General features: G+C 60.2%; 17 protein-coding genes. 13 read left to right on the top strand and 4 right to left on the bottom strand.

Features of this window, described 5'->3' with window-relative positions; translation table 11 throughout:
* Genes P9L99_01655 through P9L99_01645 form a run of 3 tightly spaced genes read right to left on the bottom strand, consistent with a single transcriptional unit; the run spans position 1 to position 5,434 of the window.
* Positions 1-1,953 carry a DUF2723 domain-containing protein gene (locus tag P9L99_01655; GenBank protein MDP8222040.1) on the bottom strand — a complete coding sequence of 651 codons (1,953 nt, stop codon included), beginning with the start codon at positions 1,951-1,953 and terminating at the stop codon, positions 1-3.
* Entirely contained in the window at positions 1,950-3,680 is a 1,731-nt protein-coding gene (locus P9L99_01650; GenBank protein ID MDP8222039.1) for a hypothetical protein, read from the bottom strand. Before P9L99_01650 ends, P9L99_01655 begins: the two co-directional genes overlap by 4 nt.
* Entirely contained in the window at positions 3,677-5,434 is a 1,758-nt protein-coding gene (locus tag P9L99_01645; GenBank protein MDP8222038.1) for a tetratricopeptide repeat protein, read from the bottom strand. The genes P9L99_01650 and P9L99_01645 overlap by 4 nt, the downstream gene beginning before the upstream one ends.
* A gap of 59 nt (positions 5,435-5,493) precedes the next feature.
* Between P9L99_01645 and P9L99_01640 the strand changes: the two genes are divergently transcribed.
* On the top strand, positions 5,494-7,620 hold the full coding sequence (locus P9L99_01640; GenBank protein MDP8222037.1) for a hypothetical protein: 2,127 nt from the start codon (positions 5,494-5,496) through the stop codon (positions 7,618-7,620).
* Between the two features lie 43 nt (positions 7,621-7,663).
* Here P9L99_01640 and P9L99_01635 read toward each other — a convergent pair whose 3' ends face one another.
* Positions 7,664-9,160: a sulfatase gene (locus P9L99_01635; GenBank protein MDP8222036.1), complete on the bottom strand. Its 1,497-nt coding sequence runs from the start codon at positions 9,158-9,160 to the stop codon at positions 7,664-7,666.
* Positions 9,161-9,350: 190 nt separating this feature from the next.
* Here P9L99_01635 and lnt point away from each other — a divergent pair, with 190 nt between their 5' ends.
* The 12 genes from lnt (at position 9,351) to P9L99_01575 (ending at position 23,885) form a co-directional block, all read left to right on the top strand.
* Positions 9,351-11,102, top strand: a complete 1,752-nt coding sequence (gene lnt / locus P9L99_01630; GenBank protein ID MDP8222035.1) for an apolipoprotein N-acyltransferase — start codon at positions 9,351-9,353, stop codon at positions 11,100-11,102.
* A gap of 48 nt (positions 11,103-11,150) precedes the next feature.
* Positions 11,151-12,203 carry a peptide chain release factor 2 gene (gene prfB, locus P9L99_01625; GenBank protein MDP8222034.1) on the top strand — a complete coding sequence of 351 codons (1,053 nt, stop codon included), beginning with the start codon at positions 11,151-11,153 and terminating at the stop codon, positions 12,201-12,203.
* A 70-nt stretch (positions 12,204-12,273) separates the two neighbouring features.
* The gene (lysS, locus tag P9L99_01620; GenBank protein ID MDP8222033.1) at positions 12,274-13,764 is read left to right on the top strand and encodes a lysine--tRNA ligase; all 1,491 of its coding nucleotides are present in this window, start codon (positions 12,274-12,276) and stop codon (positions 13,762-13,764) included.
* 4 nt (positions 13,765-13,768) lie between these two features.
* Entirely contained in the window at positions 13,769-15,031 is a 1,263-nt protein-coding gene (locus tag P9L99_01615; protein MDP8222032.1) for an ABC transporter permease, read from the top strand.
* Between the two features lie 8 nt (positions 15,032-15,039).
* On the top strand, positions 15,040-15,798 hold the full coding sequence (locus tag P9L99_01610; protein MDP8222031.1) for an ABC transporter ATP-binding protein: 759 nt from the start codon (positions 15,040-15,042) through the stop codon (positions 15,796-15,798).
* Positions 15,795-18,098, top strand: a complete 2,304-nt coding sequence (bamA, locus tag P9L99_01605) for an outer membrane protein assembly factor BamA (GenBank protein MDP8222030.1) — start codon at positions 15,795-15,797, stop codon at positions 18,096-18,098. Before P9L99_01610 ends, bamA begins: the two co-directional genes overlap by 4 nt.
* Before the next feature lie 18 nt (positions 18,099-18,116).
* The gene (locus tag P9L99_01600; protein ID MDP8222029.1) at positions 18,117-18,638 is read left to right on the top strand and encodes an OmpH family outer membrane protein; all 522 of its coding nucleotides are present in this window, start codon (positions 18,117-18,119) and stop codon (positions 18,636-18,638) included.
* A gap of 10 nt (positions 18,639-18,648) precedes the next feature.
* The gene (lpxD, locus tag P9L99_01595; GenBank protein ID MDP8222028.1) at positions 18,649-19,665 is read left to right on the top strand and encodes a UDP-3-O-(3-hydroxymyristoyl)glucosamine N-acyltransferase; all 1,017 of its coding nucleotides are present in this window, start codon (positions 18,649-18,651) and stop codon (positions 19,663-19,665) included.
* Positions 19,662-20,453, top strand: coding sequence for an acyl-ACP--UDP-N-acetylglucosamine O-acyltransferase (gene lpxA, locus P9L99_01590; protein MDP8222027.1), 792 nt, complete (start codon positions 19,662-19,664; stop codon positions 20,451-20,453). Before lpxD ends, lpxA begins: the two co-directional genes overlap by 4 nt.
* On the top strand, positions 20,450-21,418 hold the full coding sequence (locus tag P9L99_01585) for a Gfo/Idh/MocA family oxidoreductase (GenBank protein MDP8222026.1): 969 nt from the start codon (positions 20,450-20,452) through the stop codon (positions 21,416-21,418). The genes lpxA and P9L99_01585 overlap by 4 nt, the downstream gene beginning before the upstream one ends.
* A 1-nt stretch (position 21,419) precedes the next feature.
* Positions 21,420-22,238 (top strand): UDP-2,3-diacylglucosamine diphosphatase LpxI, encoded by an 819-nt coding sequence (gene lpxI / locus P9L99_01580; protein ID MDP8222025.1) that lies wholly within the window; start codon positions 21,420-21,422, stop codon positions 22,236-22,238.
* A gap of 6 nt (positions 22,239-22,244) precedes the next feature.
* Positions 22,245-23,885: a hypothetical protein gene (locus P9L99_01575; protein ID MDP8222024.1), complete on the top strand. Its 1,641-nt coding sequence runs from the start codon at positions 22,245-22,247 to the stop codon at positions 23,883-23,885.

The raw sequence follows: 23,885 nt of genomic DNA, 5'->3' as shown, positions 1-23,885 counted from the left end.
CTACAGCGATTGCAGTTGCCCGGCGCGCGTCCGCGCCGCCGCGGCTTTTTCGGTTTCGCCCATCGCCTCGAAAATGATGGCCAGGTTGTGATGGTGCTGCCATTGTTCCGGCGCAATCTCCAACGCCCGCTCGTACCAGAAGACCGCGCTGGGCCACTCGCCCAACCGCGCGTACAGGTTTCCCAAATTGGCCATCGAGGCGTCGTTTTGCGGATCGGCAGCCAGCGCTCGCGCGTAGGCCTCGACAGCTTTGCGTGCGTCGCCGGCCCCTTCCAAATCGCGGGCCAGCCGGTCGAAATACGCGCCGTAGTCGGTCGCGACAGTCTGCGTGTGATGGTCGCGCGGCAGATCGGGATCAGTAATCGCCGCCGTCTGATAGAACCGCCAAACGCGCTGTCGGTCTGCCGAGGACGGATTCGCCCACCACGTCAACGCCCCGGCGTGGAAGGGCGCCGCGCGCTTGCTCATCTCGCTAAGGGCCAAATTGTCGGCCGGCGCTTGCAGGTTATCGAAGACCATCGCGAAGGGGAATTCGCGATACTCAAGCAGATTGCTCACCGTCGACAGAAACAGTGGATCCTCGTACGCCGCGCCGGAGAATTCGGGACGGCTACGCACCACGTCGGCGGGTAGTTGAAGCGCCATCATCTCGATCATCCAGTCGGCGCGAAAGCCACCGCGCGGCAAGATCGATACCGTCGGCCGCCGCCGCTCGGCCATTTGCAGGTACCACAAGGGAAACACATTGTTGTCGCCGCCGACGAACAGGCCGTATTCCGGCTCGGGATGGGCCAGCGTGTTTTGCCAGGCCTCGTACGCCACCCAGTTTCCCTGTTGTTGGTTGGCCCGCAGGTGATGCAGCAACGGCCAGGCGACGATCAACACCAGCAGCGCGCCGAAGGCCGCCCGCAACCAAGGTCGGCGGGGCGATTCGGAGACGCGCCGCTCCAGCCAAGCCAGCGTATAGGCCAGGCCGATGACGATCACCAAGTACGTGCTGATCAAATACCGGCGCACCTGGAACATCTCGTCTTCGCCGATATAGTTGATGCGCAGGGCGATGTTTCCCGCGACAAGCAGTAGCAACCCGGCCGTCAGTGCTCGGTCCCGGCGACCCAACGCAATGAGACCGCCCGCGCCCAGGGCGAAAGCGACCAGACCGAGTTCGTCGGTGAAACTCCGCGCGATGACCAACAGCATTTCGCCCTTGGCGGCCCAGTCGGCATTGAGCATCTTGTGCGAGTACTGCCGTTGCAGCAGGGCGTCCAGAAATCGAGACAGCGTGCTCGGGTCGCCCCAATTGAGGGCCGGATTGGCGGCTGCCCGCAACGGCAGGTACAAGTAGAGGGTCACGCCGACGGTCGCCAGCACGCCACACAGCAACCAATCGACGAGACGTAGTTGCCTGCGGTGGGCAAGCATCAACACGCCGGGCACCGCGACGACCACCAAGAGGATTTCATGGTTGCCCAAGCCCACGCCGCACAAGGCAAAGGCGGTAAACAGGAAACGCTTATCCGCTGTCGCCCGCCATCGCAGCGTGAGGTAGATCACCGCGGCGGCGAAAAACGTGTTCAACGGATAGGCGCGAATCTTCAGCGACTGTTCCCACAACGTGTAGGTCGTCGCCAAGGTCAGCGCCGCCGCGAGGGACGCCCAACGCCGTCCGGTGATTTCCAGCAACAAGCGGTAGGTCGCCCATACCGCCAGCGCCCCGAAAAGCGCCGACATGAAATTGGCCCGCCAGGCAATGTGGCCGAGTGGGAGTTGCGCAGCCAAGTGGGTCAGTTGCGTCAGCAGGGGGTAACCGGGTACGTGCGCCACGCCCAACAACGCGCCCGCGACGGTTAATTCTCCCGAGTCGCCCAGGTGAATCGTAGGCGCCAGCGTCGCCAGGTAGAGCCCCAGCGGTGCGAAAAAGGCGATGGCTTCGGGAATCCGACGGGTCCTCATAGCGTCTCGAAGCGGAAGATCAACAAGCCCCACGCCGCGATTAGCAGCATCGCCAGCGCGCTAATCAACTTGCCGATGATACGCACGAGGGTGTCGGTGAACTGCAGTTCCACCACGTGGCGGCCCGGCGTCACGGTCACGGTCATACGACCGGTCCCCGGCTCCACCGAGATGGGCACGAAAACGCCGTCGATCTTCGCTTCCCAACCGGGAAAAAAGAAGTGGTTGATCACTACCGAACCCTGCACCGAGGCCTGAACTTCCGCCAGTACGTAGGGATAACCCCAATGCGACGCGATGATCTCGACTTGTTCGTCGCCGGCTTCCGCGGCGTGCTCCGGCTCGCCGGTAGGCAGCTTTGTGCATCCGACGGGCAAGTAATCGTGACCGGCCGTACTGGTTACGCCCAGCTTGCGGATCGTCGGGATGGTGAGGAACTTGTCCGGGCGCACCAGGTTCGGCAGCGCTGCGGCGACATCCGCGCTCTCGGCGGGAACGAACACGAAGCCGTTGCGTTTGACGTCGTGAAAAACGTAGCGTGGCGCAAAGAACGGAATGCTGAGGATCGTGATCAGTGCGACCATCGCCCAGGCCGACCACGGCCGGTAACGCTCATGCACCAGCGCGGGGAAGACCGCGACCGGCAACGCGCCGAAAAACGTGGCCGGCAGCAGGAATCGCCACGGAAACTGCGTGAAGGAAATCAGCGGCAAAAGCCACCACAGCCAACTCATGAAAGCCTGCGTCATCAGTAGGCACAAAAACGCGGCCCCGGCGAAGTATAGGGGCAGGTGGAACCGCTCAAGGCCTTCGCGCGTGCGGCGCAGGGCGATAAGTGCCGGCACCGCGAGCACGCCCAGCCACAAAACACTGCCGAACATAAACCCCATGCCGTCGTTGGTCCCGGGACGGCTTGAGCCGTAGTCCCACTTGTTGATGAAAAGCTGCGGCATGGTCAGAAAATGGTTTTCGTAATGAAAGAAACCGCCCGTCAGGCTTTCAACCGCTTGCACGTACTTCATTTCGGCCAGCGCCGGTAACCAGAAAAACGCCGACGCGGCCATGCCCAAGCCGATCGTTATGAAACCGCGGCCCGCCCACCGCCAATCGGGCGCCGCCACAATCACGAAGCCGACAATCAACGGCGTGGCGATCATCGCCGTAATGTTGTGCGTCAATACCAGCCCGGCGTACGCCAGGGACGCCACCACCGGGCCGAAACGCCCGACATCCTGAACGGTTCGCCAGATGCCCCAAAGAATCCACGGCAGCCAGGCGAAGCAGGCGAATTCCGCGATGCCGACGCGTACGTAAATGTCTACCAGCAAATAGGGCGCCACGCCGTAAGCCGCCGCCGCGGCCGCCGCGCCGTCCCAGTCGATCAGTTCGCCCGCCAGCAAAAACATTCCCAACACCGCGGCCGCCCAAAAGAGCAGATACGCCAGCTTCAACGACCACATGCCGTCGAAACCGCATAGTCGAAAGGACTCGATCACGTAGTAGGTAAGCGGCGCGTAGAAATTGAAAATCGGACTGCCCAGGCGGTTGTAGAAATCGGGAACCCAACGCGGCGTGAAATCGCCGTTCGACACCGATTGGTGAAAGGCCTCGGCCCGCGAGAGGTCGACGTACGCGCTGTGCCCCGCGACTTGGTACGGGCGCAACAGCGGCCACGCCGCGAGCAGCAGCATCACACCGAGCAGAAGCAACGATAGAAATCGATTCACGGTGTCACCGCTCCCGACGAGTCATTCGTCTGATCCTCTCCGGCGGGCGTCGGAGCGTCGTTGGTAGTCGCTTCGTCCGTGCTTTCTACGGTACCTTTTTTTGCATCGGGCCGCAAAATCTCCGGGTCGATCGCCAGCAACTTTTCCAGCACCGCTTCGGCCTTTTGCTCGTTGCCCAGCTTCAGGTGCGCGCGGGCCAGATAGTAAAGCACCCACGGGTCCGGACGCGTCGCGAAGGCCTGCTCGTATTCGCCGACGGCGCGCGTGTAATCCTCGCGCACCATGAAGTTGTTGCCGCGCACCTGGTGATACAAGCCCGGCTCCGTACGTGGGAGAAACGGTAGCGCCAACAGAAAAATGAAAACCGCCGCCAACACGACCGCCGGAGCCGCCATGTCCCATTTGCCTCGTTTCCGGCGGAACATGCCGTTACCTTGGGCGACGAAAAGCCACGTCGTGGCCAGCAGCACTGCCGCCGCGATCTGCGCGACGCGGTCAGGCAAGCCCAAAATATTGCCCGGCCCAAGACCTTCCCGCCACAAGGGGAGGGCGAATTCCCACAGGGGATTGGCTAGGCGTTCGGGCATCTGCGGCTCGGCGAAAACACCCACAAGCGCCAACACGCTGGAGGCTGCGGCCAGCAAGAAAAACAAATCGGCGCGGCGCGGACTGCGGGATGCCGCCAACGCGGCGACCAGGATCAGCGGACCGAAAACCGGTGTCAGGTGGCGACAGGCCAGGCAGGCGCCGCCTCCGGCTTCGAAGTAGCCGGAAAAGACGAATAGGTACGCCAGGACCATGCCGCCGAGTAAAAACTGCTCGGCGCGACGCTGCCGGAACGCGATCGGCAATCCCGCCAAACCCATCAGCAACAGCGGGCTCCAAAAGAAAACGCCCTTGCCCGGCGAGAGCGTGATCTCGAAGAAGTTGCCGAGCGTCGGCAGGTTGATGCCCATGAAACCCTGGTTCATAGCGCCGAAATAGCGCGGGTCCTTGACGATGGAATAGCCGAGTCGAAAGGGATCGCCGAAGTTCGCGTAATTGATCGCCAGGATCACCAACAACGGTGCCGCCGCGCCCAACGCCGCGAACACGGCGACGCGGCTGACCCGGCGTTCGAATAGCAGCAAGTAAATCCCGGCGATCAAACCGAGCACCGCGACCGGGTACTCCGTGGCGATGGCCGCGCCGAAACATACTCCGGCCACGACCAGCGAGCGCACCGATTCGGGTTCGCGGCGGTAATCCACGAGAAACAGTACGCCCAACATGATGAAATTCGCCACGTAACCGTGCCCGAACAGCATGGCGAAATACGCCCAGCCGACCGTGCTCACGCAATACGCCACCGCCGCCGTGTCGCGGGTGATGCCTTCCACGCCCCACGCGGGCAGTCGCCGGTGCAGCCACCACGCGGTAAACAAGGTAAACAGCGTCAAGGTAAGGAGGCGGCACGCGTGGCGCGCGGCATCGAAGTTGTCCGTAATTAGCCGCACCAGCGCGTAGGCGGGCACGTTGATCAGCGATACGCCCGGCGCTTTGTCGTTGTAGAACTTGCCGCCGTGCGTGGCCAAATCATTGGTTTGGGAAGCGTAGGAACCCAACTCCGTGGTGCCCGCGTCGACGATCCGCACGGTCGTGGCAAAGCGCACCATCACGTTGCTGCCGGCATGACGGGTGGCGGGCAGGGCAAGCAAAAGCAGCAACAAAATCCACACCGATCGCATCGAACCGGTACGCGACGCGGTCGTCATACAAACCTCCCTGAGATGCGCCTTTCAGCTTATCATAGTTCACCTCGCTTGTGAGCCGTATGCCCGCGTGCCAAAATGCCGTGATGCTCTATCTGCTTCATCATTTGCTGCTTACCGCGGCGTTCACGGCCCCGGTGCTTTTGGTCGCCGCGCGTCTTGCTGCATGGGCCGTGCCGGAAGACGACGCCCCCCTGCGCCTACTCGCCGCCTTACTGATTGCCTTCGGATTCGTGACCGGCGTCGGCGGAATCTTGGGGATCGTCGGTTTGCTTGGCGTGCCGGGCTATCTGGTGTTGTTGTGGGGCGGCGCTGCGGCGGCGTGGTTTGGCCCCCAACCACCAACCGCGACTCGCGTTGCGTCCCCCTCGTGGTCGCGAAGCGGCGTCGCCCTCGCCGGATTGGTTTTGGCCGCCGCGGCGGTACACGCGGGCTACTTGGGCGCCAAGCTCGCCCAACCGGCAGTCGAGTACGACGCGCTGACTTACCACCTGCATTTCCCGGCGCAGTGGCTCGCCGCGGGGCGCGTGTTTCTCATCGATACCCCTTTCGGCGATGCCGCGCCCGGTTACGCCCCGGCCACCGGTGAACTCTGGTACGCGTGGCTGATGGCCCCCTGGCGGGGCGCGGTCGACAACGTCTTCGCCTTCAAGCTCAGCGGCGTGGACGCCCTGGCGAAAGTCGGCCAATTTCCCTTTTTGATCCTGGCGCTCGCCGCTTTGGCAGCAATGGGACGACGGTTGGTAGGCAAACACTCCGCCGCGTACCTTCCGGCCGCGATGTTCGCGCTGGTGCCGTGGGTGATTCGCCAGGCGTCGAGCCCGGCGGTCGATCTGATGATGTCCTCGTTGCTGTTGACCGCGCTGGCCTTTGCCGTGGAGCACGCCCATCGCAGCGATCGCCGTTTCGCGCTGTTCGCCGGGGCTTCGCTGGGTCTGGCGGCGGGGGTGAAGTTTCTGGCGCTCAGCTATGCGCCTCTGGTGGCCGCGCCCTTGCTTGTGACCTTCGTGCGTCGCCGCGAGAAACGCCTGTTCGCCTGGTGGCTCGGCGCGGCGGCGGTGACGGCGGCCCCGTGGTATGTGCGCAACTGGATCGTCACCGGCAATCCGCTGTTCCCGTTGCATGTCTCGCTCGGCTCGCTCAGTTTATTTTCCGGCGCGTTCACGCGCGAGGCGATGCTGGCCAGTCCCTTCCATGTGCCAAGCTTCATTGACGCGCTGCCGGTCATCGGCCAGGCCTTCGGTTTTTGGTTCGTACCGGTTGCGCTGATTGGCGTAGTCGGCGGGTTGATCGCCGCTTGGCGGGAACCGCGCTGGCGAATGGTCGGCTGGATCGCGCCGGTGGCCCTAGTGTGGCATTTTCTGATCGTGCCCTACAGTTCGCAAGACCGCTTCCTCTTATGGATCGTTGCGCTGACTTTGCTGCCGTGGGCGTGGTTGGGCGCAAAGGCGCGCGAAAGCCGTGTGGCCTCGTACGTTACCGGCGTTGTGATCGCGGCCACGGTTGTGATGGTGTTGGTGGGCGGCGAGTTTTTCGATAGTCGCTACCTGCGTTCGGTGCTCGCGTGGCGGGGATGGCCGCTGGCGCTACTCGTGTTGGCGACGATGGCCCTCGTGTTTTACCTGATGCGGCGACGCGTTTTTCGTGGATTGGCCGTGGCGTTCGCGGTCGGATCGCTTTTGGCGGTTATCGCCGCACAACCGACCGGCGGCGTGTTCGTCAAGACCGACATCAACGCCCTGCGCCACCTGCCTTTGCGGGGGTATCAGCGCATTTGGGAAACGCGCCCCGAATGCGTGGCCTACGCCGGGCGCAACCGGCCGTATTATCTGGCGGGCCGCGGCGGATTGACGCGCGTTCGCTACCTCAACCTCGACGGCGGCGACAAGCTGCTGCACGATTATGTCGGTGAGTCGGCTGCGGCCGGGGATTTGGACCGCACGCGTGAGAAGGCTCCGTGGCGTCGCGCGAATCCGAACCCCGAGGCTTGGCTGGAAAATCTTCGTAAGCAGGGCGTGGAGTATCTCTTCGTCGAGACACTTTCGCCGTCCGAACGCCGCTTTCTGCGCGCCGAATCCGCCGGGTTCCCCGTCGAATTCACTTGGGCTACCGGAGACTTCGCCACCGACTTCTCACCGGTCATAACGACAAAGGATTTCGCCCTGTTTCGGCTCACGCGATTCGAGTGACGGTAACATTACGCGCCCGAGCGGCGATCGTGCACGAATGACCCTACTGCAGATACCCCAATCCCTTGAGGGTTTCGTCGAGTTTCTTGTCGAGGTTTTTTTGAGTGTCTTCGCCCACGTGTAGGGACTTGCGTATTTTGCGGTGGGTTTTCTTGTTGTAGCGAAATTGCCGCTTCATGCCGTTGGCGGTTTGCCGGCGGTTGACCGCCACGTCGTTCGCTTCTTCTTTGTCCAACCGCAGATCAAACATGCTGAATTTCAGCCTGCCGCGGCGTTTGCCGTAGGGGCGGATCGCGTGCAGCTTGACGCCGTCGGGTGCCAACATCGCCGACCAATGAACCTTTTTGTTCCCCGTGGGCAGCACGCCGGTCGCGGTCTCGGCGAATAGCGGACGCCTCTCTAAGCGTTTGCCCTTGGCGATGGCCGGAACCAGGCTTAATCCCTGGTGTAGAAAACGCTTCGTCTTGATACCCAGCGCGTCGAGGGCGGTGGGGAAAAAGTCGAGCAGACTCACCGCGTCATCGATCACCGACGAGGCCGTCTCCATCCAAGGGATGCGAACGATGAGCGGAATGCGGATCACTTCTTCGTAACAGGTTTTCTTGTGCGCCACCTGTCCGTGATCGAGAAATTCCTCGCCGTGGTCGGAGGTGATCCAGATCAGCGTATTCTGCATCAGGCCGCGCTGCTCGAGCCCGGCAAGCAGATCGCCCAGCGCATCGTCGGTGTAACGGATTTCGCCGTCGTATAGCGCAAGCAGATGCTTCAGGTCGCGTTTCGGATACCCGGGCGCAAGTTCCCCGTGCTCTCGCTCGGCGATACGCAAGCCGTCTTCGTCACCCTCGTAACCGGGATCGAAAAGATCGACGTATTCCTGCGGCGGATTGTAGTCGTGGTGCACGTCCCAGTAGTGCAGGAAAAGAAAAAACGGTTGGTCGCGATTTTGGTCGATCCAATCCAAGCCCCGCTTGGTGACGTCCGGGCCGACTTTGCGGCGCAGGCTTTTGATCGGCAGCAAATCCATCAATTCGGTGTCGTAGGTGTCGAAGCCGCGCTGCAAACCGTAAAACGTCCAAAGGAAAGGTGCGCACACCACCGCGCCGGTCCGGTACCCGTGGGCTTGTAGAATTTCGCCGAGGGTCGGCAATTCGGGGCCGAGCACCGAACGCTCTTGATCCACGCCGTGCGTATCCGGATAAAGCCCGGTAAGCAGACTGGCGTGGCTGGGCAGGGTCCAGGGGCTGGGCGCGTAGGCTCGCTGGAAACGCACCGCGGATTCACCGAAGGCGTCGAGCTTCGGCGTCGTCGGTTTGTCATAGCCGTAGCTACCGACGTGGTCCCAACGCAAGGAATCGATGGTGATCAGCAAGACGTTGCGCGGCGGTCCGGCCAGCGGCGTGGCGGCGATGGGCGTACGATTCCCCTCTGCGTCGTGGTTACCGGCCCCGCGGCTGTGGTTGCCATTGGGCTTGCAGGATACGACCACAAAAAGCAGGAGAACGACACACCAAATCCGAGATGTCTGCCCGTATCGAGTCAAAAAGTGCCCCTTATTTTGGCGTTCAGAATACCAATCGAGCGCCGTGGGGCAAGGTGGGGAGGATAATTGAGACGAAACCGGTTTTTGTCGACCGCGCTTCACGGCCGGTTGGCGTCCCGGCAAGCTATGAATGACCGGCGGCTTTTGCTATGATCCGGCAACTTTGACTCACAGGTGAAAGAGAGAATTCGTGTTGGGAAGCGGCGAGAAGAAAATCCTGTCACTCGATTTTGCCCGGTCGAACTGGCCGGGGATTGCGGCCTTTGTGTTTTTTCTTGCCGGGTTTCCGCTATTTAAGCAGTGGCAATGGGTGTTTTTCCTACCCGTGTTTCTGTTTTTGCTCTTCAAACTCAAACACGAGTGGTGGCCGGCGTATTTGACCGCGGCGCTCTACACCTTGTGTTTCCCGCATGCCGGGCTCGGATTTCTTGCCTTCATCTGCCTGGCCCCGGTCCTCGTATTGGCGATGGACGCCGAGCGTGCCAAGACCGCCATGTTCTTCGGTTTCCTCGCCGGCTTTCTCGGCAGTCTGGGAAAGGTCTATTGGATCGTCTATCCGATTACCTACTTCTCTCCGATTCCCTTTGCCGTCGGGATTTTGGTGACGACGGTTGTCTGCCTGTGCCTCGGCGCGTTCTGGAGTTGGAACTTCGGCGTGCTGCACTGGGCGGTTAAAAAGGGCCGGCTGCCCCTTTGGCTGGTCTTCCCGCTCGGTTGGATTTTCTGGGATTTCTGGTTGACGTGGTTTCTGACCGGTTTCCCCTGGGACCTGCTGGGCAACGCCGCGTATCACATTCCGTACTTCAACCAGACCTTCGATCTGTTCGGGTCGCTTTCGGTCGGCCTTGTTTTCGCCCTAAGCAACGTCATGTTCGCAGAACTGTGGTGGTATCGCCGCGGCCGGCGGACGACCCTGCCGCGCCGTTTGATTACCGCGGTCGTCGTGATCGTGCTGGCCGGCTTCGCGTACGGCGTCATTCGCTCCGGTCAGATCGAAAACCGCATGAAAGAGGGCACGGCCGTCAAGGTCGGTTTCGTGCAGGGGAATGTCGATCAAAACCGCAAGTGGAAGCCGGAATATCGGTCCTGGATATTCGATAACTTCGGGAAATTGGCGCGCCGGGTCAAAGCCGAGGGCGCGGAGTTGATCATCTTTCCCGAAACGTCGATTCCGGTTCGGCAACGACGCTGGCGTCCGCTGAACGAGAGAGTTCGGCACTATGCCGTCGAAAACAACGCTTGGGTGTTGACCGGAGTGCCCACCTCGGGCAAGCGGCTGAACCGCGACGACCCCCGCGGTCAGTACACCAGCCACAACAGCGCCGTCCTGGTGAATCCGGCCGGCATCGACGTGCAATGGTACGACAAAAACCGCTTGGTGCTCTTTAGCGAATACATCCCCTTTAAGCACCACTTCCAGGCCGGCCTCGACTTTTTCACGAACCTCCTGGGGCTGCCGCGCAAAAGAATCGCCGGCACGCTGAACTTCGAGACCGGCGGCTACTACGCCATGATGCCTTATCCCAAAGCGCCGTTCTCGGTGTTCATCTGCTACGAGGCGGTCTATCCCGAAGTCGTCCGACGCCAAAACGCGCTGGGTGCTAAATTCTTGGTGACGATCACCAACGACGCTTGGTTCGGCCCGACCTCCGCTCCTTATCAACATTGGGCGCAGGTGGGCATTCGCGCGATCGAAAACCGCCGCTGGGTGGCCCGCGCCGCCAATACCGGCATCTCAGGTATCATCGACCCGTTGGGGCGAACGGTTCAAAAAACCGGCCTTTACGTCGAGGCCGCTCCGGTCGGCACTGTCTACGCGATGGACACCGTCAGCCTCTATCAACGCACAGGAAATCTTTTCCCTTACTTGTGCATTGTCATCTATCTTGGTCTCTTGATATTCGTAGTGGCGCGCCGACTGCGCGACCGCAAGGAGAAATAACGATGTTGGAAGATTTTGCCGAGCGCATCTCGGAAGCACGCGAAAAACTTGAAGAACTTCGGGGGTATCTTTGATCTGGCCGCCAAGCGCGACCGCCTCGGCCAACTAGTAGAACAAATCGCTGCCCCCGGATTCTGGGACAACAACGAAGCCACCCGTCCGTTTCTCAAAGAAAAAAGTGACCTGGAAAAAGAACTCGCCGAATGGCGCGGGCTCGAATCCGCCGTCGAAGAAATGGAAGTCACTTTCGAACTTGCGCAAGAAGCCCAAGACGACGACTTAGCCGCCGAAGTGCCCGGCAAGGTGAAAAAGGTCGAAAAAACCCTGAGTAACATGGAACTGGAGATGCTTTTCTCCGAAGAGGCCGACAGCGCCGACGCGATCATGGAGATCCACTCCGGCGCCGGGGGCACCGAAGCCGCCGATTGGGCGTCGATGTTGCTGCGCATGTACCTGCGGTACGCCGAACGGCGCGGTTTCGACGTGGAGGAAATCGATTATCAACCCGGCGATGAGGCGGGTCTGAAAAGCGTCACCCTTGAAATCAAAGGCAAAAATGTCTACGGCCTGCTGAAGGCGGAAATCGGCATTCACCGCTTGGTGCGCATCAGTCCTTTCGATGCCAGCAGCCGCCGACACACCTCGTTTGCCAGCGTTTTCGTGTACCCGGATATCGAGGACGAGGTCGAAATCGAGGTCGACGAGAAAGACCTTCGCATCGACACCTATCGAGCCAGCGGAGCCGGGGGGCAGCACGTCAACAAGACCAGCAGCGCCGTACGGATCACGCACTTCCCGACCGGGATTGTCGTTCAGTGCCAGAATGAGCGCAGCCAGCACCGCAACAAGGCGACCGCTTTCAAGCTGTTGCGCGCCCGCCTTTACCAACTGGAACTACAGAAAAAACAAGACGAAATCGCCGCTTTGAATGCCGACAAAAAAGAGATCGGTTGGGGGAGCCAGATTCGCTCGTATGTGCTGCATCCGTACCGTATGGCCAAAGACCTGCGTACCGCCGTGGAAACCGGAAATGTCGACGCCGTTCTCGATGGCGATCTCGACCGCTTTATCGAAGCCTATTTGTTTTCACTTCGGCAGTGATCGCTTGACAGGATAGCGCGAAAAAACATAGGGTGACGCGTTTTTCCGAATGGCTGAAACGAGAGGAAAAATGCCCGAAGATACTAACAAGATCATCGAGCAGCGCCGCGAAAAACTAGCGGCCCTGCGCGAGATGGGAATCAATCCGTTTCCCACGACTCGCCCGGTAAGCCATGGCGCCGGGGAGTTGCACCAGCTATTCGGCGAAATGAGCGCCGAGGAGCTCGAGGAAGCAGGCGCGCGTGTGTCGATCGCCGGCCGCATCAAGGCCATCCGCGATTTCGGCAACGCGGTTTTCGCCGACGTGTACGACTGCTCAGGCCGTGTCCAAGCCTTGCTGATCAAGAAGATAGTGGGCCCCGAAAATCATAAATTATTCAAGAAAAGCGCAGACATAGGCGACTTTTTCTGGTTTGAGGGGCGGGTGGCGAAAACGCGGACGGGCGAACTGTCGGTGGCCGCGGAGGATTGCGCGCTGCTGTCCAAGGCGCTGCGCCCGCTGCCCGAAAAGTGGCACGGTCTTGTGGACCAGGAAACCCGGTATCGGCAGCGCTACGTCGATTTAATTGCCAACCCCGACGTCGTCGAAGTGTTTCGTGCTCGCAGTGAGATCGTGCGGCTCGTGCGGGTGTTTTTCGCCGAGCGTGATTTCATCGAAGTCGAGACGCCCATGCTGCAACCCCTGGCGGGCGGAGCCAACGCCAGGCCGTTCACCACGCACCACAACGCGCTGGACATGGAACTGTTTATGCGCATCGCGCCTGAACTCTATTTGAAGCGATTGGTCGTCGGCGGCTTCGAGCGGGTCTACGAAATCAACCGCAACTTCCGCAACGAAGGCATCAGCATCAAGCACAATCCCGAGTTCACGATGCTGGAGTTCTACGAGGCCTATACTACCTACGAAAAGCTCATGGAACTCACCGAAGAACTGTTTTGCTTCCTGAGTGAAAGCATTTACGGCGCTATTGAGTTCCCCTATCAGGGGCAGACGATCAAGCTGGAACGCCCTTGGCGGCGACTGACCATGGCCGACTCCGTAACGCAGTTCACCGACCTGACCGAGGCGGACCTGCAGAACATGGAGCGCATGCAGGAATTCTGCGCGCGGCACGAGATCATAATCGAAGGCCGGCCAAGCGCCGGGCGTCTCCTGAACGCGATATTCGAGGCGAAGGTTGAAGATCGGCTGATTCAACCCACTTTCATCTACCATTATCCGACCGAAATCAGCCCGCTGGCACGGCGGAATGACGAGAACCCGGAGGTTGTCGATCGTTTCGAGTTGTTCATCTACGGGCGAGAAATCGCCAACGGTTTCAACGAGTTGGCCGACCCAGAAGATCAACGGCAGCGCTTCTTGGATCAGTTGGCCGCGAAACAAGCGGGCGACGAGGAAGCCCACGAATACGACGGCGATTACATTCGCGCGCTTGAATACGGACTTCCGCCCACGGCGGGGGAGGGGATCGGGATCGACCGACTGGTCATGCTGCTTACCGATCAACCCAGCATTCGGGACGTGATCCTATTTCCGCTCTTGAGAAAGGAACAGTCCTGAGGCGATGAGATTTTCGCGCTTTGTCGGTTTGCGATTTCTGCGACCGAAACGCCGCCAAGTGGCGCTTTCGATCATTAGCCTGATTGCGCTTATCGGCGTGGCGGTCGGCGTGGCGACGCTTATCGTCGTGCTGTCTGTAATTACCGGCTTTCAAGACGACGTGACCGAGCAAATCCTCGGCACCTTAAGCCACACCGTGGTCTTGTCGCACAACGGGCGCATCGAAGACTGGCGCGAAACAACAAAGAAAATCCTGCAGATCGAGGGCGTAAAGGCCGCGACGCCGTTTGTCATCGGGGAGGTGATGGCCAACACGGCCGACCGCGCCACCGGTGTGATTTTAAGGGGTATCGATTCCGAATCCGCCAGCGGCGTGAACAACATCGCCAAAAGCATGCAGTCCGGCTCGCTCGAGGAACTACACGAAAAGCACTCGCCCTTGACGATGCCGGGCTCCGAAAACAGCGACCGCAAGTATCCGGGTATCATTCTGGGCCGGGATTTGGCCGCGACGCTGCGGGTCTTCGACAAGGAAGAATTGAACGTCGTCAACCCGATTGGTGATATCGGCCCGTTCGGCGTCGTGCCTAAAACGACCAAATTTGTGATCGTCGGCGAATTCGCGACGGGATTTTACGATTTCGATACGAAATTCGCGTATATCGACTTGGCCGAGGCGCAGAAGTTCTTCGACTACGGCGACACGGTGACCGGCATCGAACTGCGCCTAGACGACATCTGGAACGCGCAGGTCGTGGCCGACCGCATTCGCGCCGACCTGGGCTGGCCCTTCTGGGCAAAAACCTGGCAGGATATGAACCGCAGCCTGTTTTCGGCGCTCAAGCTGGAAAAACTCGTCATGTTCGTCTTGCTGGGCCTCATTGTGTTCGTGGCCTCGCTGAACATTTTCTCGGTGCTCTACATGGTTGTGATGGACAAGCAGAAGAGTATCGCCATGCTGCGGGCGATGGGCGCTTCAGCCCGGCAGATTCGCGCCATCGTCATGGTGCAGGGGATGTTCCTGGGGTTGCTGGGCAGCGTTTTGGGAACCGGCATAGGGTTGTTTATGTGTTGGCTGCAAATCGAACACAAGATTGTGAAAATCGATCCCACCGTGTATTTTATCGACACTCTGCCGATGACGCTGCGCGTGTCGGATCTGGCGATGATTCTGGTTTTCTCGTTGGGCTTCATTTTTGTGGCAACGTGGATTCCCGCCCGGGTGGCGGCACGGTTGGATCCGGTTCGCACCCTTCGGTATGAATAAGGACGACGATGGCATTGCTGGAAACCAAAAACCTGACCAAAACCTACTTCGATGTCGGTGCGCCGATCGAAGTGTTGCGCGGCGTGAATCTAAACATGCCGCAGGGCGACATGCTCGCCGTGGTCGGGGAGTCCGGCGCCGGAAAATCGACCTTGCTCTACGTAATCGGAGGACTGGAACACCCGACCTCCGGCCAAGTCTATTTTGACGACCGGCTGGTGAACGGCTCGGCGGACAACGACAGTACCCTCCCGCACGGGAAGACAGACACCACCAGTGAACCGGCGCCGGCCCGGCCGCGTCCATACAAAACCGACGCCGCTCTTTCCGCGTTCCGCAATCGGTCCATCGGCTTCGTGTTCCAATTCCACGGACTGATTCCGGAATTCGATTCCCTGGAAAACACCATGATGCCGGCGTTGATTGCGGGCTTGGATCGCAAAGCCGCCGCCGATCGCGCCACCGAAAAATTGGAAAAACTGGGCCTCGGAGACCGCTTGGCCCATAAGCCGGGCGAACTCTCCGGCGGCGAGCAGCAGCGTGTCGCTTTCGCCCGCGCCCTGGTGATGGAACCGCAACTCATCCTGGCCGATGAACCTACCGGCAACCTCGATATCGCCACGGGCGAGAAATTATGGGACCTTATGTTCAAAATAAATGAAATCTGGCAGGCGAGTTTCATCGTCGTGACTCACAACGAGCGTTTGGCCGGACGACTGCCGCGGGTGTGTCGTTTGACCGACGGCCGACTTGAGGAGGCGTCGTGAAGGTTCGTTTCGCCCTGATTTTGGTCCTATTCGTTTGCGGGCTCGCCTCGGCGGCCGTGGCGCAGACGACGACGGAGATCATCACCGACATTCGCATCGAGGGAAGCAAACGTATCGAAGACGACGCCATACTTGCGGCCCTCGAAACCCGCCCCGGCGACCTGCTCGACTCCATGACCATCGACGCGGATTTGCGGGCCATATTTGAACTCGGATTTTTCGCCGACGTGCGCATCGAACTCGAAGACGCTCCCCGCGGGAAGACGATGGTGATCGTCGTCGAGGAAAAACCGGCGGTTAAGGAGTTCGTGTTCGAGGGCAACGACAAGGTCAAGGACGACAAGATCGAAGAAATTGTCGATCTCAAACCGAACACGATTCTGTCGATCGCGAAAATCAAAGAAAACATCGAACGCGTGCGGCAGCTTTACGAGGCCGAGGGCTTTTTCATGGTCGATATCGGCTACGAAATCGAGCCCTTGCCGAACAACCGCGTCAAGGTCGTCATTCGTATTACGGAATACCGCAAAATCTTCTTGAAGCGCATCGATTTCGTCGGTAACAACGCCTTCACCGACGAGGAACTGCGCAAAGTGCTGCAGACCAAGCAGGGGCATGTGTTCAGCTTCATGGGCAACAGCGGCGTCTACCGCGAAACCATGTTTGCGCAGGATCTGCAACTGCTGCGCATGTATTACGCGAACGCGGGTTACTTCGTACAAATCGGGCAGCCGGTCGTCTCGCTGTCGGCCGATCGACGCTGGATGTACGTGTCGGTGGCGATCAACGAGGGGCCGCAGTACTACGTGGAAAGCGTCGACATCGAAGGCGAACTGCTGTTCAAAAAAGAAGACCTGATGGAACTGATCAGCGTAGAGGTCGGCGAGGTCTTCAACCGCGGGGAATTCGACAAATCCCTCGACAAATTGAAGAACCGCTACACCGACGTTGGCTACGCATTCGCCGACATCGAGCCCGGCGTCGAACCCGATCCGCAGACCCGCCGCGTGCGCATCAAGTTCACGGTAAACAAGGGCAAACTCGCCTACATTGAGCGAATCGAAATACTAGGCAACGACCGCACGCGCGATAAGGTTCTCCGCCGCGAGCTCTTTATTAAGGAAGGTGACCTCTTTTCCGGTCCGGGCATCCGCGCATCCAAGGCGCTGCTGATGCGGCGGGGCTACTTCGACGAAGTATCCGTCAAATGGAAACGCGGCAGCCGCGAGGACTTGGTGGTCGTGGTCATTGAAGTTGCTGAGAAGATGCAGGGGCAGTTCATCATCGGCGTAGGCTTCTCGAGTTTGGAGAATTTTGTCGGCACGGCGCAGATCAGCCACAACAACTTGTTCGGCTACGGCTGGAAGTTCTCGCTGCAAGGCGAACTCGGTCAATATCGCACGAACGGCACCATCCGTTTCCGCGAACCGTACCTGCTGGATACGCGCTGGATCTTCGGCCTTTCACTTAACTACACCGACCGCGATTACTTCTCGTTCCAGCGGCTGGACAAGGCGGCGATTGTCAGCCTCGGTCGCCCCTTGTATCTGGATATCCAGGCGCACTTGGCCTACACCTACCAAGATGTCGATATCCGCAACGTCGCCAGTAACGCGTCTTTGTTCTTGACGCTGCAAGAAGGCCGCAAAACGACCACAAGTGCCCGCGGCACGTTGCAGCGCGATACCGTCAACCATCCTTTCGATCCGACCGACGGCTCGCGGCTCTCATTCTCCACCGAATGGGCCAGCGAATCATTCGGCGGCGATCTGAACTTCCTCAAATACACCGCCATGGGCCGGCGCTACGTGCCGGTTGTGTGGGGCATTGCGATCATGGTCAACGGCGAGGCGGGATACGCCGACAACCTCGATTCCGGACGTTTGCCGGTGACCGAGCGTTACTTCCTCGGCGGCCTCAACAGCGTGCGCGGCTTCTTCTCGCGCAGCTTGGGCCCGCGGGAAACCAGCGTCATCCCGCGCAACCTGGCCAATCCGGCCACGACAACCGCCGAAGTGGAAAGCGTCATCGGCGGCAACAAATACCTGCAGGGCAACATTGAGCTGCTCATTCCGATCATCAAGCAGATCGGCATCAAGGGCGTGTTGTTCTACGACGTGGGCAATGCTTTTGTGGAAGAAGACTGGTATGATTTTCGGGATCTCCGTCAAAGCTGGGGGTTTGGTGTCCGATGGATCAGTCCAATCGGACCGTTGCGCTTTGAATGGGGTTTCCCGCTGTATAAACGCGATGACGAAGAGAATCAGGTGTTCGAGTTTGGTATCGGCACCTTCTTCTAGTCGAAAGGAGTCTCGCACATGCGAAAATGGATTATTGTCTCCGTCTGCCTGCTCGCGGTGGCCGTGGCCACGCCGGCGTGGGCCGGTAAGGTGGGTTTCGTCGATTTGCAGCGCGTTCTCGAACTGACTTCCCAGGGGCAGCAGATCAGCCGGGATATCGAGGCGCGGCAAAGCGAAGCGAAAATCAAGTTGAAGAAAATGGAACTCGAATTCGTGGCACTGCGCGACAGCTACGAGAAGACCAAAGACGCGCTAACCGACGAAGCCAAGGGCCAAAAGCAGCAGGAATTGCAGCAAATGTTAGGGAAACTGCAGCAAGGCGGGTACAAGGCGCAGATGGACCTCGAGGCGTTCAAACTCGAAAACTTCCGCACCGTCATCGCCAAAGTAAAAGGCGTCGCCGAAAAAATCGCCGGTGAAAAAGGCTTCGATCTCGTACTGCTTAAAGTCGAAGACGTCATGACCGAAGGCTCGGTCGTGCTGTACGGTTCAAGCTCGGTCGACCTGACCGACGAGGTCGTCCGCCGTATGAACCAATAAGGAACGTGCAATGAAGTTGCACGAGTTGGCTACGCTGCTCGGTGGGCGGCTTTGCGGCGACGGCGAAGTGGAAGTGACCGGTATCGCGCAGGTCGACGACGTGCGCGAGGACGAAATCACTTTCGTCGACGACACACGATACTTGGCGGCGGTAGCTGACCGCACGCCGGCCGCTGTCCTGGTCAGCGAAGAAATCCCCGATCTGAACCTCACGCAGATCATCGTGCCGGAACCGCGACTGGCTGCCATGCAGGCCGCCGCGGTCTTCGTGCCTGAACCTACCTTCGCTCCTGGCGTCGACACCGGCGCCTTGTGCGACGCCTCCGCGACCATCGACCCGACCGCTACGGTGATGGCCGGAGCGTACGTCGGCCCGCGGGCGCAAGTAGGCGCGCGCAGCGTCATCATGCCGCAGGTGTATGTCGGCGCCGACGCTGTCGTCGGAGCGGATTGCCGCCTGCATTCCGGCACCCGCGTCGGAGATCGCTGCCGATTGGGCGACCGCGTGATTTGCCACTTCAACGTGGCGATCGGCGGTGACGGCTACGGTTACTTCCGCTCGGCCGACGAACACGTGAAGATTCCCCAAAAGGGCATTGCCGTCATCGAAGACGACGTGGAAATCGGCGCGAATTCGTGCGTCGATCGAGCGACATTCGGGCGCACGGTTGTGGGCGCGGGCACGAAAATCGACAACCTCGTGCAAGTCGCGCACAACTGCCTGATCGGCAAGCGCTGCCTGCTGATTGCGCAAGTCGGGTTGGCCGGTTCGGTGGTCGTCGGGGATGACACCATCCTCGCCGGGCGCGTTGCGGTCGTGCCCCACGGGCGTATCGGCAAAGGCTGCGTCGTCGGCCCGCTGAGCGGCGTTACGAAGGATCTGCCCGATGGGTCGGTCGTCGCCGGCATGCCGGCCAAGAACCACATGGATTGGAAACGGGAACTGGCAGCGTTGACCAAAATGCCGACCGCGCTCAAGACCCTCAAGCGCCTCGAACGCCGTGTGGACGAACTGGAAGGGAAGTGAACGTGGCGCTCATCCACCCCACCGCGATCATCGATCCGAAAGCCGAGTTGGGCGAGGGCGTCCAGGTGGGTCCGTTCTGCGTGATCGAAGCCGACACCGTGGTAGGCGCGGGCTCTCGCCTGGAGTCGCACGCGGTGATCCGCCGGTGGACGACGGTCGGCCAGAACAATGTCGTGAAGGCCGGGACCGTGCTGGGCGGCGACCCGCAGCATCTGTCCTACCGCGGCGAAAAGACCGAATTGGTAATCGGAAATGACAACTGGTTCGGCGAGTACGCGACGATGCACCGCGCCACGTCGCCCGACACGCCGACTCGTATCGGCGATCACAACTACTTCATGGCATACAGCCACGTGGGGCACGATTGCCGCGTGGGTAACCACGTCGTTTTGACCAACTGCGCCGGTCTGGCCGGGCATTGTCACATCGAGGATCGCGTGCTGCTCGGCGGTTACTCCGGGGCCCATCAGGGAGTGCGCATCGGCACGATGGCCATGCTCGGCGGCGGTGCGCTGACCGGCAGGGACGTGTGTCCCTATCTCGTCATGCAGGGCGCGCCGGCTCAACCGCGCGGTCTTAACATCATCGGCATGCAACGCAACGGCGTCGACAAAGCGGCGCGGCGAGCGTTACAGCAGATGTATCGCATCATCTTTCTATTACCGCTGTCGCTACCCAATGCGATCGATAAAGTATGCGCTGAGGTACCGCTGGTGCCCGAAGTGGAGCGCTTTCTCGACTTCATCGCGGCCAGCGAACGCGGCATTGCCAGGAGGAAGGAACGTTGACGCAAACACCTGAGAAAATTCGCGCCGGAGTCGTCGGTGTCGGTCACATGGGCCGTTACCACGTCGTAGCCTACAGCGAACTGTTCAAAGTCGAAGTGATCGGCGTCTGCGACACCGACCCCGAAAAGGCCGAAGCCACCGCCGCGCCGTTTAACTACCCGTGGTTCACCGACTACCGCAACCTGTTCGGTAAGGTAGACGTCGTGTCCATCGCCGTACCCACCGAACTGCATTTCGCGGTCGCCAAGGATTTCCTTGAGCACGATATCCACGTCTTGCTGGAAAAGCCGGTTACGCCGACCCTCGCCGAAGCCGAGCAACTTTTCGAACTGGCCGCCAAGCGCAATCTCGCGCTGCACATCGGCCACGTCGAGCGTTTCAACGGCGCGTTGCAGGAAATGAAAAAGATTATCAGCAATCCGTTTTTGGTCGAGAGCCGCCGCATCGGCCCGTGGACCGGGCGCAGCGTCCAAACCGGCGTCGTGATGGACCTGATGATTCACGACATCGATATCGTCCTGAATCTGGTCGACAAACCCGTGGCCGACCTGCACGTCATGGGCCGCAAGGTGCGAAGCGATTACGAGGACATCGTCAGCCTGCATATCGATTTTGAAAACGGCGCGATGGGCTCGTTGCTCGCCAGCCGTGTCAGCGAAGAGAAGATCCGCACCCTGGACGTGCAGCAACGCGACGCCTACATCCACTTGGATTACGCCACACAAGACATTCAAATCCACCGCGGCGCCAGCAGCAGCTACCAGATCATGAGCAACTCGCTGAACTACCGCCAGGAAAGCGTCATCGAACGTTTGTTCGTACACCGCGGCAACCCGCTCAAGCACGAGATTCAGCACTTTCTCGACAACGCCATGGCCAACGGCGACCGGCTGATCAGCGTCGATAAGGAATTGCGCAGCTTGAAAGTCGCGCTCAAAGTGCTCGAGAAAATTCGGGATGCGTAACGTGGCGACAAAAGCCCCTCTCGGAATATTGGCCGGCGCGGGCAAAATGCCGCTCATGGCCGCGAAGACCGTTCGCGCGGCCGGGCGGCCGGTCGTCGCCGTGCAATTCGCCGAAACGGGTCAAAAGAAACTCGGCCGGTATTGCGACCAATGCGTCACGTTAAGCGTCGGCCACGCCGGGGCGATGCTTGACTACTTTACCCAACACGGCGTCAAAGAAATATTGCTGATCGGCAAGGTCGACAAGCAGTTGAATTTCGCCGATATCGAGTTCGACGCCGCCGCTCTGACCATGCTGGCCCGGCTGCCCGATCGCCAGGATTCTTCCCTGTTCGGCGTGATCGCCGATGAGTTGAAGAGCCGCGGTATGCGTGTGGCGAAACAGACGATTATCCTCGCCGATTTACTCGTTCCCGAAGGCCACTTGGCAGGGCCGACCCCGGGGGATAAAGTCGCGCGCGATATCGCTTTAGGATTCGAAGTGGCAACCGCCGTCGCCGGCTACGACATCGGCCAGGCCGTGGCCGTGAAGGCCGGGACGGTGATCGCCGTGGAAGCCTTCGAGCATACTGACGCGTGCGTACGCCGCGCGGGAAAGCTCGCCGGAAGAGGCCTGACCGTGTGCAAAGTTTCGCGGCCGAAGCAAGACCCGCGCTTCGACGTGCCGACCATCGGGCCGAGTACGATCTCGACCCTGGCGCGTGTTGGGGCGACGGCGCTGGCGGTGGAGGCCGGGGCCGTGTTGCTGCTCGAACCCGAGAAAGTCTATGCCGCGGCGGACGCCCATGCGATTTCGCTTGTCGGCGTTTCGCAATCGTAAGGAGCTATGGCTGTGCAACAACGTAACTGCTTGCGCCTGTTGATGGTGCTTTTCGTGCTGTTCTGCTTCGCCGCGGCAAGCGCTGCCGCAGACGACGGCGATCAGGACGACCAGGACGACCAAGGCGACACCGAAGATCGAGACGACGATTCGAATCAAGTCGATCTGCAGAAAAAAATCGAAACCCTGGAGAAGCGAATCGAAGAATTGGAAAACCAGCCGCGCAATCCGAAACCGGGGCATATCGAGGGCTTGGATTGGGATCGCGACCGCGACGGCGTCGCGCTGGCCAACGGTTGGTATTTCACCTTCCACGGCGAGTTCCGCAGCCGCGCCCTGGTCGAGGCGAACACCCGCAACGCCTATACGAATTTCGGCGGCGAACGCGTCTTCGCCTACGATCCTGAATCGACACTCAGCAATGACTACGGCTGGTGGGATCAACGCCTGCAGATGGAAACGACGTTCAACTTCGGCGACACCGCCGACCTGATCATGCTCATGCAACTGGGCGATATCGTTTGGGGCTCGCAAGCGCCGGTGGTCGGCGGCAACGGTCAGGCCAAGTTCGACCGGGTGGACCTGTATTTCCGCGAACTGTATACGCGCATCGACCTCTACCCGATCCCCATGTACCTCGTGTTCGGCCGCATGCCGATCGATTTCCTCGGCAACCGCCTCATTATGGGTAACGAGCATGACGGCGCCTACACCTACTTCGGCCCCAAGTGGCTGACCGCCGGTCTCGGGGCCGTGCGCCAGTACGAGGGCGAAAACTACGAAATGAAAATGAAGTGGAACGACGATGAAGACACGTTCTTGGCGTGGATCCAAAGTCAAATCAACGACAACCACAAAGTGCAGGCCTTTGGTTGGGTGAACGATTGGAAAGTGACGCAGTTCCCGAACGTCGTCGCCCCCAACAGCCCGTTGCGACTGCTGCCGGAGTTCACGCAGGAGAAATACACGAGCCAAGAGAGCCAGCAATGGAACCTCGGCGCGAACTGGGTCGGCCAATTCGGCGATCTGACGCTCAACGCCGAGTACGATCACCAGTTCGGCAAGCTGTTGGCCAATGACGACGTCGAGGGAACGCAGGACATCAATTTCAAGGGCTTCGGCGGCATCGTGAAGGCCGACTACGCGATTACCGGCGCGGACACGCTGGCGCTGACCACCGGGTACGGTTCGGGCGACGACCCGGACACCATCGACTACGAAGGGTTCTTCGCGCCGGACAACGACTTCGGTATCCGTGACGACCTGATGGACGAGTACATCACTCGCGGCTACTTCTCGGTGTACGAGCACCTTTCCCCGGGCGCCGGCGTGCCGGGGCGGCTGCGCGACGGCCTGGGCAGCGGCGGCATCGAAAATACGATCTTCGCCAACCTGGGTCTCGATCTCGGTTTTCAAGACAACCATCACTACTACGTGAGTTGGGGTTATCTACGCGCGGCGGAGCAGAATCCCGACACCAACGACGCCGAAATCGGTTGGGAGCTGGACGCCCGGGTCGACTACCTGTTCTCCAACAACGTGATTTTCGCCGTCTACGGCGGCCACTTGTTTATGACCGGCGACTATTTCCGCACGAACGCACACGACGCGGCGCAGGTCTACTTCGAGTGGAAATTGGTGTGGTGA

The sequence above is a fragment of the Candidatus Lernaella stagnicola genome, from assembly GCA_030765525.1.
Lineage (GTDB): Bacteria > Lernaellota > Lernaellaia > Lernaellales > Lernaellaceae > Lernaella > Lernaella stagnicola.
Note: the sequence above shows the minus strand (reverse complement) of the source record. Positions and strands in the feature narration are given on the sequence as shown.